We start from the raw sequence: 15,049 nt of genomic DNA on the forward strand, positions 1-15,049 counted from the left end.
AGATATGTGCTTGTAGCGATATGCACGAATGCTGTTGTGAAGATGGTCGGATGGCTTCGACTCCAATACATTTTGTAGGAGAAAACGATGAACCAGACGGAGAAATACAGAGCGTCTCAGATTGAGTTTGAGCATACTTCTCCCCTCCTGGATGATGTCTGTCCTGATATTATCCGGCATCCTTCGCGCTTTTTTTTCCTGACCAAGCGTTGTATCGATGTGCTCGGGGCCGCGCTTGCTTTGTGTCTCTTTTTTCCTCTACTGATACTGATCGCGCTTTCGATAAAACTTGATGATGGTGGCCCGGTTCTACACTTGCGTGAGATTGTTGGCCTCAATGGGAAACACTTTTTTGCGCTAAAGTTCCGCACCATGATCCTGGACGCCGACGAGTATTTACAGCGCCATCCTGATTTGCTGCAACTTTATCAAAAAAATATGAAGCTGATGCATGATCCCCGCGTCACACAGATCGGTCACTTTCTGCGTAAGACTAGCCTGGATGAACTGCCCCAGCTAGTCAATGTATTGCTGGGGCAAATGTCTCTGGTTGGACCTCGTATGATCCATCCTGACGAACTGGTTCGCTATGGTCACTATGCCAATAAGCGTTTATCTGTGAAGCCTGGCATGACTGGCTTATGGCAGATTTGCTGTCGTTGGTACACTTCATATGATGCCCGTATTGTATTTGATATGCATTATATTGATACAAGAACACTATTACTGGATCTATACATTTTATGCAAGACAGTAAAAGTGTTTATAGTACATACTGGAGCATGAGATGTGGCATTGTCATGAAAGATGATTGAAAGAGAGGAAGGGGCATGCCAAGTGCATTAATTACTGGTATCACAGGCCAGGATGGGAGCTATCTGGCGGAGCTTTTGCTACAAAAAGGCTATCGTGTCTATGGGATGGTCCGACGTGCCAGCACATTTAATTGTGAGCGTATTCGCCATATTCTGGATGACATTGAGTTTATCGACGCAGATTTGCTGGATCAAATGTCTTTATTGCAGGCCCTGCGCCATTCTCATGCCGATGAGGTCTACAATCTGGCGGCGATGTCATTTGTGGCAACCTCGTTTGTACAGCCAGTCGCCACTGGCGAGTATACTGGTTTAAGTGTCGCACGTATGCTGGAAGCACTCCGGCAAGTAGAATGGTCGGTCCGTTTCTATCAGGCTTCCACCTCTGAAATGTTCGGGAATGTACAGGCTATCCCACAAAATGAGCTCACCTCTTTTTATCCACGCAGCCCCTATGGTGTAGCGAAACTCTATGCTCATTGGATGACGGTCAATTTTCGCGAAAGTTATTCACTGTACGCCTGCTCCGGTATTCTCTTCAACCATGAGTCGCCACGGCGTGGCTTAGAGTTCGTGACACGCAAGATTACGCATGCTGTGGCACAGATTCACCTGGGATTACTGCAGTCGTTTAGTCTGGGCAATCTGGAGGCGCGGCGCGACTGGGGCTTTGCCGGGGATTACGTCGAGGCAATGTGGCGTATGCTGCAACAGGATGAGCCATCTGATTATGTGGTTGCAACTGGCGTCTCTCATAGTGTGCGCGATTTTGTCGATGCCGCATTTGCCTGTGTTGGCATCGAGGATTGGTCGCCGTATGTGCGAGTTGAACCGCAGTTATTCCGGCCCGCCGAGGTGGAGCAGCTATTAGGTGATGCCTCGAAAGCTGCTGAACAGTTAGGATGGACCCCGACAAAAGGTTTTGAAGAGTTGGTTCGCGATATGGTTGAAAATGATATCCAGCAATTAGCTCAGGCCAGAGAAGCGCTGAAAAAAGGGAGTTATGCAATTACGAATCCAGCACGTTAAAGTGGCTCTATTTATGCTTATAGGGCATTATATAATAGGAAGAGGGGATGGCGGTCATGAGTGTACCTGTGCGCATCCTGATTACTGGAATTTCTGGTTTTGTTGGGAAGTATCTGGCCCGTCAGTGTCAGCGTCAGTATCCAGCAGCCAGCCTCTATGGTTTATATCGGCAGAGAGATGATCATACTGCTGAACTAAGCTCTATCAGGCCTGTGGTTGGGGATGTGCTGTCCCAGGGGGATATACGGCGGATCATGGAGCTGGTACAACCAGATCTGCTTTTTCACCTGGCTGCCCAATCCTCGGTGGCGGCGTCCTGGTTTGATGCAGAGCAAACTTTACGCGTTAATGCATTGGGATTGTACCATTTCTGTGAGGCTGTACGACTAACACAACAGATGCCGCGCATCCTGGTGGTAGGCTCGAGTGAGCAATATGGTCTGGTGCCTGCGACAGAAAATCCAATTAATGAGGAGCAGCCGTTTCGTCCACTCAATCCCTATGCCGTGTCCAAAGCGACGCAGGACCTGTATGCATACCAGTATTTTGTCGCGTATCACCTGCCCACGCTACGTGTGCGGCCGTTTAATCATTTTGGTCCACGCCAGACTCCGACCTTTGTGATTGCTAATCTGGCGCGTCAGATCGCATTGATTGAGGCGGGACGAGCCGAGCCAGTTTTGTTGGTCGGAAATTTGCAGGCACAACGCGATTTCTTGCCCGTTGAGGACGTTGTTGGTGCCTATCTGGCGGTTGCGGCTTATGGTCAACCTGGAGATGTGTATAACATCGGTTCGGGGGTAGCGCGCTCCATTGGTGAGGTTGTGCAGCGGCTGTTGCGCTATGCGACCGTACCCATCGCTATTCAGGAAGATCCGACTCGTTTGCGACCAGCCGATCAGCCGATCAGTATAGCGGATACCTCGCGGCTGTTTGCGCATACCGGTTGGAAGCCGGTACTGGATTTTGATCTGGCCCTGCAACAAACCCTTGATTATTGGAGAGCAACGATCTGAGGGAGAGCATGACCTCTCTCACAATCTGTACAGAAAGACGTATTACATTGACAACCACGACAAGGTACTTTGCGGAAGTAACAGCTATGTTACAGGCGATTTCGCAGCCACATCTGGAACGAGTTTTTGTGCTGCTCGAACAGGCATATTGCCATGATCAACGTATCTTTATCATGGGAAACGGTGGGAGCGCCGCTACCGCTTCCCATTTTGCCCTTGATCTTGCCAAGAATACAATTGTCCAGGGTACACCACGTATTAAGGCATTCTCATTGACGGATCATATTCCCTTGATTACGGCGTGGAGCAATGATACAGCCTATGAGCATATTTTTTCTGAACAACTGGTAAACTTGTTGGAAGCAGGCGATGTGGTGATTGGGATTAGCGCGAGTGGAAATTCGGCCAATATCATCAATGGAGTGCATTTTGCCAGGCAGGTAGGCGCAATGACAGTTGGTTTGTTAGGATCGCAGGGCGGCCAGCTAAAAAACCTGGTGGATGCCTATGTGCTTGCTCCAGGACAAAATATTGAGCAGGAGGAGGATGCGCATATGATTTTAACCCATGTGTTGACGCGACATATGCGAGCCTTTGTCCGCACAAGTGAGCGGGCTCGCCTGGCTCCTCTGTCTGCTGCAGCCAGGACGCATTTGTATTCACACTAGAAGGGTTAGATTCCTCTATCTTTCGTGATCTTCACACATGTGTGTTCTCATCACATAATCACAAAAGGTGCAGTGTGTCAGTACCGTCTGCAGGCGAGCATCATGATCCCTATGGGGAGGTAGCACTCTGTTACTCTTCATTTGAAAAGCGGGGATTGCAAAGGGTGGCCAGCCCTTTGCCGGGGTTTGGGGTGTCCCCAAAATATGGTTCATATACCTGCAATGATGATGGAGAAGTGTAGGTGCGTGCCGAGGGGATGCAATCCCCATAGGTGCGAACGTAAGGCTTTTCAAGCGGGATTGCAAAGGGCGGCGAGCCCTTTGCCGGGGTGATCTGGATGAGTTTGCGCGTCTGCTCCATTATTCCTGGTTGCAAAAGCGCCACCTGGCTCCCGGGCTGGCAACCTCTTTTATTGATGAGTGTTACGCTCTGGCTCGTCAGCACGGCGCATCAGGCGGCAAGATTACAGGCGCGGGTGGCGGTGGTTTCTTGCTGCTCTATTGCCATGAGGAGTTGCAAGACGAAGTGACCCGCGCGTTAGAAGACAAAGGCTTGAAGCGCATGAATTTCCAGTTTGACGCTCAAGGAGCCATCGTTCTGCTCAATATAGCTGACACTGGTAATCTTTGCTTGAAACTTAGATAGTTTCAATAGGTTGGGCCGCTGAAAAGCGATCTCCAGCGCTATCGCTGGCAATTATCACAAATTTTTGATGTTTTGAGAGGCCGCAGAACTGAGCTGAATAGGCAATATTGCCACCGCCCAGTACGTTGATCTTATGCGGGCTCAACTGAAGTTGCTGGAGAGTTTTGGCATGAATACCATAAATAATCGCATAATTGACAGTAATATTTGATGGAATGAAGTGGGTACCAGTAAGCGTGATTGTCGCACAGCCATTGAATAGTTGTACTTTGAGCGGTGTCGCTGCGATTGCTGGCTCAGGTACTGCGATCTCCAGCGTTGTAGATTTAATCTTGATGCCCGTTAGCGTATCTGTGGCTGTCAGTACGGTATGTTCGAACGGGAGGGGAAGCAAATCACAGATTTTCACTATCTGTGCAAATGTTCCGTGACTGCTGAGGGCAACACGATCTGGCGTGACCGGCAACTTCTTGTCGGCTGGATCATGCGCGCTCAAACTGGCGAAACTGGTTTTGGTTGTAGTAGAAGAGAAATTTTGTCCCTTAACGAGCACGCTCACACAACGTTGTGCATCTAATTTGATCGCTGTACTGTTGACTATAATTGATGGATGTAGTGCTGCCAGTACAGCTTGTGGCATCCATAATAGGATTACAAGTGTTATAAGGGCATTTAAGTGCAGTAGCTTCCTCACAAAACAACATCGTGGCATACAAAAATCCTCTGCTTTCTAAGACAAGTAAATGTGCACAATCTCTACTGGCAAACGAACCCCGGAAGGGAAGTAGGGCCAGCAAGACATGGGCAGTAAAACCAGGATTATGCCACTTATAGCAGAGAATGCTTAAAACTGTAAAGAAATAAACTTTCTACATATCAATCTAGAAGGATCACAAGAGGCTCGGCGTTCTCTATCAGAGTCCCAGGTTCAGCGCCTTTTGTAGAAACTCGTTGTTTTTCTGTTTGAGATCTGCCAGCCAGGCTGTATTGTTGCGATACCAATCAATAGTCTGCTTGATGCCTTCGTCGAAAGGGATCTGTGTTTGCCAGCCCAATTGCTGATAGATTTTCTCTGTATCAACGGCATGTCGACGTACATGTCCCAGTCGATCTTTCACAAAGCTTATCTGCTCACCTGGCTTTTCAAGCACCTTCAGAATAGTGGTTGCGTTTTCCAGTGTCGAACGCTCCTGGTGAGCCCCGATATTGAAAATTTCACCAGCTATTGGTTGTCCTTCTGTATGATGGAGCAGTAGATCAAGGGCAGCGCAATGGTCATAGACATGTATCCAATCGCGTGAATGTTGACCATCACCATAAATGGGCAATGGCCTGTCTTCCAGAGCATTGAGAATAAAGAGTGGAATCTGTTTTTCAGGATATTGATAGGGACCATAGTTGTTGCTACAACGCGTGATGGTTACTGGTAATTCATAACTTGCCCAGTAGGAGAAGGCCAGCGTATCGGCGCCTGCTTTACTGGCGGCATAGGGTGAGAGTGGACGCAAACTATCACTCTCAAGCGAAGGACGGCTTACACCTGCTGGCGAACAAGCATTGCCATAAACCTCATCTGTCGAGATGTAGAGGAAGCGTTGGAGATGTCGTTTGCGAGCCGCTTCAAGTAAGACATATGTTCCCTGAACATTCGTAGCGATAAAATTCTGAGTTTCTACGAGTGAGCGATCAACATGCGTCTCGGCGGCGAAGTGCACTATTGCATCGCAGCCAGCCAGCGCTTGCAATACGCTCCGCTCATCACAGATATCACCCTGAATAAAAGAGAGGCGTGCCGTTGTCGATAGAGAAGGAAGATTCGCAAGATTTCCTGCATATGTCAACGTATCAAATACAATGATTTCATCAGAAGTATGCTTATTCAATAGATGATGTACGAAATTGCTACCAATAAATCCTGCCCCACCGGTTACAAATATACGCATAGTTACCTTCCTGAAGAGATAGCAGAATATTTTATTACTATCATCATATCATGAACTCAACTGTAGCCCCTATCCTTCATAAAGAAGAGCACTATGCAACCGTCTCAGGCTGGCTGCCTAGTGCTTTTCTCATGACAATTTTTGATCGGGATCGCAGGATTAATTTTTCTCGTTTTCTGATTGGTTCGCAGGTTTATCTGACAACTCCGTAGCTGGAATTGATGTGTCAGCATTTTCTCCTGAATAGAAGGGTAGCCCTGAATATTGTTGTTCAGGTTGCGGTTGCGGTTCTGGATAACCGGGATAAGGTTGTTGTCCCATGTAGGGCTGTTGGCCCGGGTAGCCTGGATAGGGCTGATTGGGGGAAGGCTGTTGCCCTGGCCCTGGATAGCCAGGATAAGGTTGCCCCTGGAAAGGCGCTCCAGGATAGAATGCGGGACCATATCCTGGTCGGACAACCTTTGAGAGCTTACGTCCCAGCAAGCCACCCAGTGCTGCCATGCCTGTTGCAATACCAATTGTGAAGAGAATAGCGAATACCTGGCCGCCAATCCCACCAACCACTAGAAAGCTATGCATTGTTGCAGGAGTCATTGTTGAACTGGAGGTGGAGCTTGCTTTTGACATTGCGTCTTCTGTTATTTTCAACGAATAGCTGAAAAATATAATCAGTCCATAAATAGCGCTAAGCACTCCATCAAAAATGCCCATCCACAAACCAGCCATTGTAGCGGTCTTGACCAGTGCGGTCTTTCTGGCTGCGAAGACCCCAACGGCAAAGAAAGCGCCCAGATCAAGTAACCAGATGAAACCGACAATAATTAAATTTAAAGCAGTATTGCCTTTTAATGCAAAGGTATTCAAAGCTGAAAGTAATGTCGCAATTACAAACAGGCTAATACCAAAGATGAGTCCATATTGAAAAGATGTTTTTCCTGAATCCGGCGGATTATTAACTGGCTGCATAAGGTGCTCCTTACTAAAAGCAGCGTTTTCTTCCAGAAGCATCGAATTTTTTCAACGTAAACGATACCTATAGAATTACAATTTCATCTGCTTCTATTATAGAAGAAAACGAAGCATGGCGTCCACTAATTGGCGGAAGCCATGCTTCGTTTTCTCGTTACTGCTTCTTTTAACTCTGATCAGGAGTACTAGCAGGATAGGGGCCGCCGTTGGGATCAGGAGTACTAGCAGGATAGGGGCCGCCGTTGGGATCAGCATTGCTATCAGGATAGGGCGTACTGTTGGGATAAGCGCCGCTATCAGGATAATTTGCTGGCGCAGCTACGACGCGAGAATGGTTTTTGCCTGCCAGGCCACCAAGCGCACCAAGGCCAGCACCGATGCCCAGGCCTATTGCTAAGCCAATAACTAACACGACAATTCCAACAATAATGAGTGCTGATTGTATGGTAGAGGATGAGACATGTGACTGAGATGCCGATTGATTGATGATATTTTGATAGCTTGTTGTGCCACCTGTAAAGAGGCTGATTATTCCAATGATGAGTGAAATGAGACCACTAATTAAACCTGCCCATAAGCCAGCCAGGGTGCCGGTGCTTACCTTTCCAGTAGCTTTGGCAGACTGGAAACCTACGACGAAAAAACCAACCAGCGAGATGAGATAGGTAAAGAAACTTAGCACGGATACATGTGCAAAACTGGCCACCAGGCCCAGCAGAAAATTGATGACGGCAATTGCTATGCCATAGATAAGTCCTTGTCGGAAGGCAATTTTACCTGAGTCTGGTTGTTGTACCGCTGTAGCCATAGATACTACTCCTTGCAATTAATGCCCTTCATTACAATGTTAAGTGGCTCTCTGTCCTTCCGGGTGGCGGAAGAGGGAAGGTGCGAACAGAAGCGGGATTATTAAGGGCTGGCCGCCCTTTGCAATCCCGCTTGAAAAGCCTTACGTTCGCCCCTATGGGACGTCAGCCCCTGCACCCTGTTTTCACCTTAAAGGATGTAGACCCTGTTAAGTAGTGATGAAAGTGAGTCTATGATTTTGACGTATCGAAATGTTTCATTACTCCTATTAAATAGACGTATCAGCGTTAAAAATAGTTTCTTATTCTTGCACCTATTTTTTTACAAAAATATATTCAGACACCTTTCACTTTTTATCCGGAAATATCGACTCATACCATCTCTTGCGCTCCTTGTCGTGTGGCCAGATAAACGTCGCGAACGAACCATCCAAGAATTGATATATTCTTAACCTAGATCTTGTTCAAGCAGCGTTGTCAGATCAGACAGAGCATTTTCCTCATCGGCACCGCTGGCTTTAATCGTTACTTCATCGCCCTGTAAAGCTCCTAGCGAGATAATGGAGAGAATAGATTTCCCATTGACCGTTTTATCGTTTTTTGAGAGTGAGATCTGGCTCTGAAAGCCTTTAGCCTTCTGCACAAATACGGCGGCTGGCCGGGCATGTAAACCTGATGTACTGGCAAGTATGACCGTTCGTTCCGACATGATTCCTTATCCTTTATTCATGCTATGCTGCTGTTCCAGAATGGGTAAATTCCCCAAAAAAAAGCCAGCCCAACTCTATCATCTGCTTAAGAATGAGTAAGAAATTGGGCTGGCTGAAAGTTATACCTCTATGACAAAGAGTACATCTTTTCCTGCCTTGACGGGTCCAGTGGCATGTTCGATCACAGTTCCACCACCGCTGGAAACAACTGGACTGATCACAATCTTGCCCTGACCCTCAATAGTTGAGCGTTGGAAGCGTACGATTGGTGTTCCAACGTCAACGTGTTGCCCTTCAGTCGCAATATTCTCAAATCCAGTACCATGGAGTTCAATGGTATCGAGTCCAATATGGACAATCAACTCCACATCTCCGGCTGTGGTAATTCCGAAGGCATGTCCGCCAGGAAACAGCTTGACCAGTTCACCACTGATCGGCGCCACGGCAACTGATCCAGTTGGCTCAATTGCTACGCCATCGCCAGCCATTTTTTGTGCGAATACCTCATCCGGAACGGTTGTCAGATCCACCGCAATCCCATCAATTGGGGCGATAACATTAATCCTTGTCATAATAGTCTATCTACTTTCTAGTTTTCCTGCACCTATACGTTGACATCGTCAGGTGTCGCTTCTTTGCGGATGCGATTGATGCGTAGTGCAATGCGGTCGGATTGCGTTCCCATCACAACCTGAACCACTTTGCCCTTTTTCAGCACGCCCGAAGCGCCAAGGCTCTTCAGACGAGGCTCATCGATCTGATCGGGGTCATTCACAAAGAGGCGCAGGCGAGTAATACATCCCTCAACGCTTTGTAAATTTTCTTTGCCGCCCAGGGCCTTAATGACTTCACGAGCCAGGCGGGTATCATTATCTTCAAACGCTCCAGCTTCAGCCGTAGCCGTTGCAACTGGTGCCTCATTTGCTACGGGTGCCGTCTCTCCTTTGACCTTTTTCGGTCCACGCTGGCTCTCGGGGAGAATCCAGTCCGCGCTCAGGCCGGTTGAAGCCTCACCACGTCCAGGTGTGCCCAGATTGAAGCGTACAATGAAGAAGCTAAAGACAAAGTAGTAAATAACGGCGTAGACAAGTCCTACCAGGATTAAGAGCCAGACATTGGTCGTATTCGACTTATTAAAGTTGAGCGCCAGGTCAATAAAACCAGCCGAGAAACCGAAACCGATCTTGATGTTCAGGAGATAACAGACAGCCAGTGACGTTCCTGTTAAGACAGCATGTACGAGGAAAAGTACCGGTGCTACGAACATGAAGGCGAATTCGATTGGTTCTGTGATACCTGTTAAGAAAGAAGCAAAGGCCGCTGAGAGCAAGATACCAGCCGCTACTTTGGAGAATTTCGCATGCCGGATCATTGCCAGACAGGCGGCAGGCAGGCCAAACATCATCATTGGGAAGAAGCCAGCCATATAATGTCCGGCAGTAGGATCACCCGCAAAGTAGCGGTTAAGATCGCCGGTGGCCCCTTTATAGGTGCCAAGCTGGAACCAGAAGTAGGAGTTCAGAATATGATGCAGACCAAGGGGGATTAACAGGCGGTTTAAGAAGCCGTAGATGCCAGCTCCCAGCGGTCCTAGAAAAACGATGCCCTTACCTAACGCGTCCAGGCCGGTGTTGATTGGCGGCCAGATAATACCGAAGATGATGCCTAAAATAACTGCTGTTAGCGCAGTGACAATTGGTACAAAGCGCCGACCGCCAAAGAAGCCCAGATAATCTGGCAAGCGGATGTCGTGGAAGCGCTTGTATAAACCAGCCGCTGTCAGACCGATTATAATGCCGCCAAGCACACCCATTGTAATATTAGGATCTGGCGAAAATGTACCGTCCGCTGCCTTGACCTGTGGAATAATATTTTGAAATACTGCATTAAAGACGAGATAGCCAACCACTGCTGCTAAGGCGGCTGTTCCCTCTGTACCGGTCAAACCAAGCGCGACACCAATCGCAAAAATAAGTGGAAGGTTGCTGAAAACAGCATTGCCGGCAGATGCCAGCCAATCCCAGTGGATGACACTCCAATGGAATTGACCTAACATATCACTCTGACCCAGGCGCAGTAACAGCGCGGCTGCTGGTAAGACTGCGATGGGAAGCATAAGTGAGCGGCCAACTGTTTGTAATGATCCAAGAACACGCTCGCCTGTGCTGGATGTGGTGCTTACTGAACTCATTGTAAGTTCTCCTCTACTAAAGGGTTACTTCTGGCAAAAGGTCCCTGCTACGATGCAGGCTTCCCAAAAATAAATGTAACTATTTCAACCTTTAAACCCTATTTCATAAAAAAAAGGCATGGAGAACAGCTCTACCCATACGCATTTGCCGCTGTTACTCCTGGTTGCTCCGAATAATTACAGCCATGCCCTTGTATGGACATGTGGTAGACGAGTTAAAAGTATGTCCGTGTATTATAACTTTCTCTACTAAAGCGGACATGCTATCCTTTTCAAGCGTTTAAGAAAAACCTTCATTGGTAATCTATGAAACGCATGAATGTGAAATAGCTCATGCAAATACTATATGCTGTTCTGTAGTAATTGTCAAGATGTCTAGACCACTAGCTCACATAGATTACAGATTTTTGGTGAAATTTGTAGTTATTATCACCATAGGACCCCCGGACGTTGCTTTATCATTCCAGTATTGCAAATTTTTAGGTAAAAAATGCACTGCAAAGAGGAAGAGAATACATGCTTCTTCCTCTTTGCAGTGTGTAGAACAACACGCGAGAGAAACGCAACGCTGCCTTTCATCTCTGCGCTCTTTGACCGCAATGGTTCGGGTTAATTATGGCTGTGGCTGCGCTCATGATCAGCTCTGCTGTCATTATTGCTGCGCTCATGATCGGCTCTGCCATCGTTGCTGCCACGCTCGTAGTCAGCTCGGTTGCCACCTGAGATATTGCCTAAAGCCTTGCTCACTTCATTTACCGAGCGGTAGTGCTGGTTAGGAAGCTGGCGCAACATGCTACACATCTGATCGTCTCCACCCTGTTGCTGAGCATGTTTGACAATCTCTTCACGATTGGCTGGATACTTCATATCCTTCAGATAGCTCTCGATGTTCATTGAATCAGCTTTAGCCATGATAAATCTCCTCTGTGGTTCAATCTGCCTGTTAACAGGATTGAACGATTATAAATGACTGTAACGTATCTTAAAGGACTGGTCCCGCACAGGATAATCCTTCTGTTTGACAGGTAAAAGGAACATGTATAGAACTGTTCTGGTCTGCACAAAAGCTCTTTTTAGCACTGTCATTGCTTCACCACTATATATATTCGGCCCCTGCCACATTTACTGAAGGATAATCGAATGAAATAGAGATTAAAGCTATAAAGCTATATATCTAAGGTCTAGAATAGTCTTCAGCAAATTTTTGGTAATTCAGGCGTTTAATAATTGGATGTCAGTGCTATGAGAGGGAGGTATGGTATGGCTGGCTTTTCACCTTATCGGGAACGAGCATTACAGCATTATTCTCAAAACAATGTTGTGGCGACTTTACCACGCTTTGTTTCGCTGCGGAATACGGTTTATCTCTGGGGTATGCTGCTTGCTCTCTTGATTGTTGTTGGGATTGCCTGGTTGGGACAGGTGCCCTCTTTTACCACCAGTTCTGGCATTGTGTTAAGTCAGAAGCATGCGAGCTATGCAGCGGGCATCTATCTCTTTCTCCCGATTGACCAGCTCGCTGCGGTGCATAAAGGAGATCCAATTCAGATACAGGTTGGGAGTATGGGACCTTCCTTTTCGACAAGTGTCGCATCGGTGCAAGGGAAAGCGATCAGTCCTACGGTTGCGCGGCAACAATTTGGTCTGGGGAGTAGTGCCTGGGGCGTGATTACAGAGCCATCGCTGGTGCTTGAAGCTCGGGCTGTAGCAGGTTTCTCATTACAAAAATTCTCAGGTAGTGTATTAAATGCACGTATTCAAATCGGCTCTCATCCTGTCCTGGCGCTTTTGCCTGGTATTGGTTCACTGCTGGGAGGAAATAAGTGAATAAGAAACCTGATGAATTAGAGGCTTCGATCCTACGTTTTGGCCGACGCCGTAGTGCCTATCTGTCTGATCTGGAATTTGTTGATCAACCAACTGCGCCTGAGGTTCAGGCTTTGATCGATCATCGTGAGCAGACAATGCTTACCCAGGCTTTTTCCTTGCAGATGGCGCAGGCTCAAGAAAAGATACGCGAGACTCCTCCTCCGCACATGTCGTCACAGTCGCCGTCACCTCCAACCCGGGCGCGGACACAGAAGCATAAGCATCGGCGACAGGCGCCGTCCTTATTGCAAATGGAGGCTGTGGAGTGCGGTGCCGCCTGTCTGGCGATGATCTTGAGCTATTACCGCCGTAAAACGAGTGTGGCGGAGATGCGCGAGTTCTGCGGTGTGGGACGTGACGGTTTGAATGCTCTGGAACTGGTGAAGGCTGCTCGCGCTTTTCATTTGGTGGCGCGCTCTATTTCGTTGGCGGAGAATGATCTTAGTCGGGTGACGTTACCGGCGATTGTCCATTGGGAGTTCAATCACTTCTTGATTGTCGAAAAGTGGACGCCACAAATAGTACAGTTGCTCGATCCCGCTATAGGTCGACGGCGGGTGACTGCCGAAGAGTTTGACCGCAGCTTTACTGGTATCGTGATCATGCTAGAACCAGATGTGGATTTCTCCACCGCGAATCCTGCTGCGGAACGTCTCAATCTACGTGCGTATGTACGCCAATATCTGCATCTGGCTCCAGGAGCACTGGGACAGATCCTCCTTGCCTCATTGCTTCTTCAATTGTTTGGATTGGTCACTCCGATCTTTACTGAGGTCGTGGTCGATCAAATAATTCCTTTTAAACTGCATGATGCGCTGACATTGCTTAGTATTGGTCTGCTCCTGCTCATTATCTCCGAAACGGTTACTACGCTCCTGCGTGCTACCGTGCTCACCTATCTTCAGTCACGTTTAGATATGGAGATGATGTTGAGCTTTTTCGACCATCTTTTGAAATTGCCCCTGCGATTTTTTCAGCAACGTTCAAGTGGAGATATTATTTCGCGCCTCAGTAGTAATCTGGTGATCCGGGATGCGATTGGGAATCAACTCATTTCGACGATTTTGGATGGCGCTTTTGTTCTGGTGTACTTTATCATTCTGCTTTGTGTCTCGCCAATTATGACGTTGCTTGTTGTGATACTGGGCGTTTTACAGGCTATTCTGCTATTCAGTACCGCCCGTTCAATGCGCGATCTCTCACGCCGCGAATTGATAGCTAGCGGGAAGGCGCAGGGATATTTCTCTGAAGTGCTTAAAGGTATTGTCTCGTTAAAGGCTGCCGGTGCGGAACAGCGGGCGCGCGCCACCTGGTCCAACTTCTTCTATGAACAGATGAATGTCTCTAATCGGCGCTTTTACCTCTCTTCACTTATCTCAACCGGCATGGGATCGTTGTCGGCACTGGCTCCTTTCCTGTTACTCTGGCTGGGTACGATCCAGGTTTTGAATGGCAGCCTACCTGTTGGTTCTATGCTGGCTCTCAATGCGCTGGCAATCTCACTACTCTTGCCCCTCTCATCCTTGATCAGTAGCGGCCAGACGCTTCAATATGTACAGGCGCATCTGGAGCGCATCGCGGATGTAATGGATGCTGTTCCTGAGCAGGATGTAACAACGGTGAAGCAACCTCCGCGCTTGCGTGGCAGCATACGCTTAGAAAATGTGTCCTTTCGCTATGATGTGCATTCACCTCCTATTTTAAGCTCTATTTACGTCAATATCGCGGCGGCCCAAAAGGTGGCCCTGGTGGGAAAATCTGGATCGGGAAAGACGACGCTGGGTAAATTGTTACTGGGTTTATATCTTCCTACGCAGGGCGAGATTTATTATGACAATATTCCACTGAGCGCGCTAAATTATCAGGCTGTCCGTGCGCAATTTGGTGTTGTCATGCAAGAAGCGACCGTATTTAGCGGCTCGGTGCGTCAGAATATTGCGTTTAATGATCCAACGATAGGGATGGAGCGGGTCATAAAAGTAGCTCAGATCGCTGCGTTACACGATGATATTATGCAGATGCCGATGGAATATGAGACATTTGTTTCTGAAGGTGGGAGTGCCTTATCAGGAGGACAGCGACAACGCATCGCATTGGCCCGCGCCATCGCTACTGCTCCCACCGCTTTGTTGCTCGATGAAGCAACCAGTAGTCTGGATGTCGTTACGGAAGCTGCGGTAGAACGCAATTTGCGTAAGTTTGCCTGCACCCAGATCATTATTGCTCATCGTTTGAGTACGATTCGCAATGCAAATCAGATTTTTGTGTTGGACCAGGGCAAAATTGTAGAGCGTGGCACCCATCGTGAACTGGTCAATATGGGTGGCTTTTATGCTAAACTGATTCAGAGCCAGTTAGAAAATGGCGAAATTAAAGCTGACTAAGTA

16 protein-coding genes are annotated in these 15,049 nt (G+C 47.8%); 7 read left to right on the forward strand and 9 right to left on the reverse strand.

What is annotated here, in order from left to right:
• Nucleotides 1–87 precede the first annotated feature (87 nt).
• The 4 genes from F1593_RS02270 to F1593_RS02285 are packed head-to-tail and all read left to right on the forward strand — an operon-like array spanning nt 88 to nt 3,528.
• Nucleotides 88–786, forward strand: a complete 699-nt coding sequence (locus F1593_RS02270; protein WP_235932463.1) for a sugar transferase — start codon at nt 88–90, stop codon at nt 784–786.
• A 44-nt stretch (nt 787–830) separates the two neighbouring features.
• A complete protein-coding gene (gmd, locus tag F1593_RS02275) occupies nt 831–1,844 on the forward strand; it encodes a GDP-mannose 4,6-dehydratase (RefSeq protein WP_149399931.1) in 1,014 nt (337 codons plus the stop codon).
• A gap of 56 nt (nt 1,845–1,900) precedes the next feature.
• Entirely contained in the window at nt 1,901–2,860 is a 960-nt protein-coding gene (locus F1593_RS02280) for a GDP-mannose 4,6-dehydratase (RefSeq protein WP_172631797.1), read from the forward strand.
• Nucleotides 2,861–2,868: 8 nt separating this feature from the next.
• Complete coding sequence (locus F1593_RS02285) at nt 2,869–3,528, forward strand: D-sedoheptulose-7-phosphate isomerase (RefSeq protein WP_149399935.1); 660 nt, start codon at nt 2,869–2,871, stop codon at nt 3,526–3,528.
• Nucleotides 3,529–3,658: 130 nt separating this feature from the next.
• Here F1593_RS02285 and F1593_RS02290 read toward each other — a convergent pair whose 3' ends face one another.
• The gene (locus F1593_RS02290) at nt 3,659–3,889 is read right to left on the reverse strand and encodes a hypothetical protein (RefSeq protein WP_149399937.1); all 231 of its coding nucleotides are present in this window, start codon (nt 3,887–3,889) and stop codon (nt 3,659–3,661) included.
• A gap of 9 nt (nt 3,890–3,898) precedes the next feature.
• On the opposite strand from F1593_RS02290, the gene F1593_RS02295 reads away from it, so the two are divergent.
• Entirely contained in the window at nt 3,899–4,174 is a 276-nt protein-coding gene (locus F1593_RS02295) for a hypothetical protein (protein WP_235932465.1), read from the forward strand.
• Here F1593_RS02295 and F1593_RS02300 read toward each other — a convergent pair.
• The 8 genes from F1593_RS02300 to F1593_RS02335 all read right to left on the reverse strand — a co-directional run bounded on the left by F1593_RS02300 (nt 4,167) and on the right by F1593_RS02335 (nt 11,705).
• Nucleotides 4,167–4,814 carry a hypothetical protein gene (locus tag F1593_RS02300; protein ID WP_149399941.1) on the reverse strand — a complete coding sequence of 216 codons (648 nt, stop codon included), beginning with the start codon at nt 4,812–4,814 and terminating at the stop codon, nt 4,167–4,169. The genes F1593_RS02295 and F1593_RS02300 overlap by 8 nt on opposite strands.
• A gap of 274 nt (nt 4,815–5,088) precedes the next feature.
• Nucleotides 5,089–6,117, reverse strand: a complete 1,029-nt coding sequence (gene rfbB / locus F1593_RS02305) for a dTDP-glucose 4,6-dehydratase (protein ID WP_149399943.1) — start codon at nt 6,115–6,117, stop codon at nt 5,089–5,091.
• 159 nt (nt 6,118–6,276) lie between these two features.
• Nucleotides 6,277–7,083: a hypothetical protein gene (locus F1593_RS02310; protein WP_149399945.1), complete on the reverse strand. Its 807-nt coding sequence runs from the start codon at nt 7,081–7,083 to the stop codon at nt 6,277–6,279.
• 169 nt (nt 7,084–7,252) lie between these two features.
• Nucleotides 7,253–7,894: a hypothetical protein gene (locus F1593_RS02315; RefSeq protein ID WP_149399947.1), complete on the reverse strand. Its 642-nt coding sequence runs from the start codon at nt 7,892–7,894 to the stop codon at nt 7,253–7,255.
• Nucleotides 7,895–8,340: 446 nt separating this feature from the next.
• On the reverse strand, nt 8,341–8,601 hold the full coding sequence (locus tag F1593_RS02320; protein WP_149399949.1) for an HPr family phosphocarrier protein: 261 nt from the start codon (nt 8,599–8,601) through the stop codon (nt 8,341–8,343).
• A gap of 120 nt (nt 8,602–8,721) precedes the next feature.
• Nucleotides 8,722–9,174, reverse strand: a complete 453-nt coding sequence (locus tag F1593_RS02325) for a PTS sugar transporter subunit IIA (RefSeq protein WP_149399951.1) — start codon at nt 9,172–9,174, stop codon at nt 8,722–8,724.
• Nucleotides 9,175–9,206: 32 nt separating this feature from the next.
• Nucleotides 9,207–10,793 (reverse strand): PTS transporter subunit EIIC, encoded by a 1,587-nt coding sequence (locus tag F1593_RS02330; protein ID WP_149399953.1) that lies wholly within the window; start codon nt 10,791–10,793, stop codon nt 9,207–9,209.
• A gap of 609 nt (nt 10,794–11,402) precedes the next feature.
• Complete coding sequence (locus tag F1593_RS02335) at nt 11,403–11,705, reverse strand: DUF2795 domain-containing protein (protein WP_149399955.1); 303 nt, start codon at nt 11,703–11,705, stop codon at nt 11,403–11,405.
• Nucleotides 11,706–12,053: 348 nt separating this feature from the next.
• Here F1593_RS02335 and F1593_RS02340 point away from each other — a divergent pair, with 348 nt between their 5' ends.
• Both F1593_RS02340 and F1593_RS02345 read left to right on the forward strand, forming a co-directional pair.
• A complete protein-coding gene (locus F1593_RS02340) occupies nt 12,054–12,620 on the forward strand; it encodes a hypothetical protein (RefSeq protein WP_149399957.1) in 567 nt (188 codons plus the stop codon).
• Entirely contained in the window at nt 12,617–15,046 is a 2,430-nt protein-coding gene (locus F1593_RS02345; RefSeq protein ID WP_216368750.1) for a peptidase domain-containing ABC transporter, read from the forward strand. Before F1593_RS02340 ends, F1593_RS02345 begins: the two co-directional genes overlap by 4 nt.
• The last annotated feature ends 3 nt before the right edge of the window (nt 15,047–15,049 follow it).

Source organism: Dictyobacter arantiisoli (assembly GCF_008326305.1).
Taxonomy (GTDB): domain Bacteria; phylum Chloroflexota; class Ktedonobacteria; order Ktedonobacterales; family Ktedonobacteraceae; genus Dictyobacter; species Dictyobacter arantiisoli.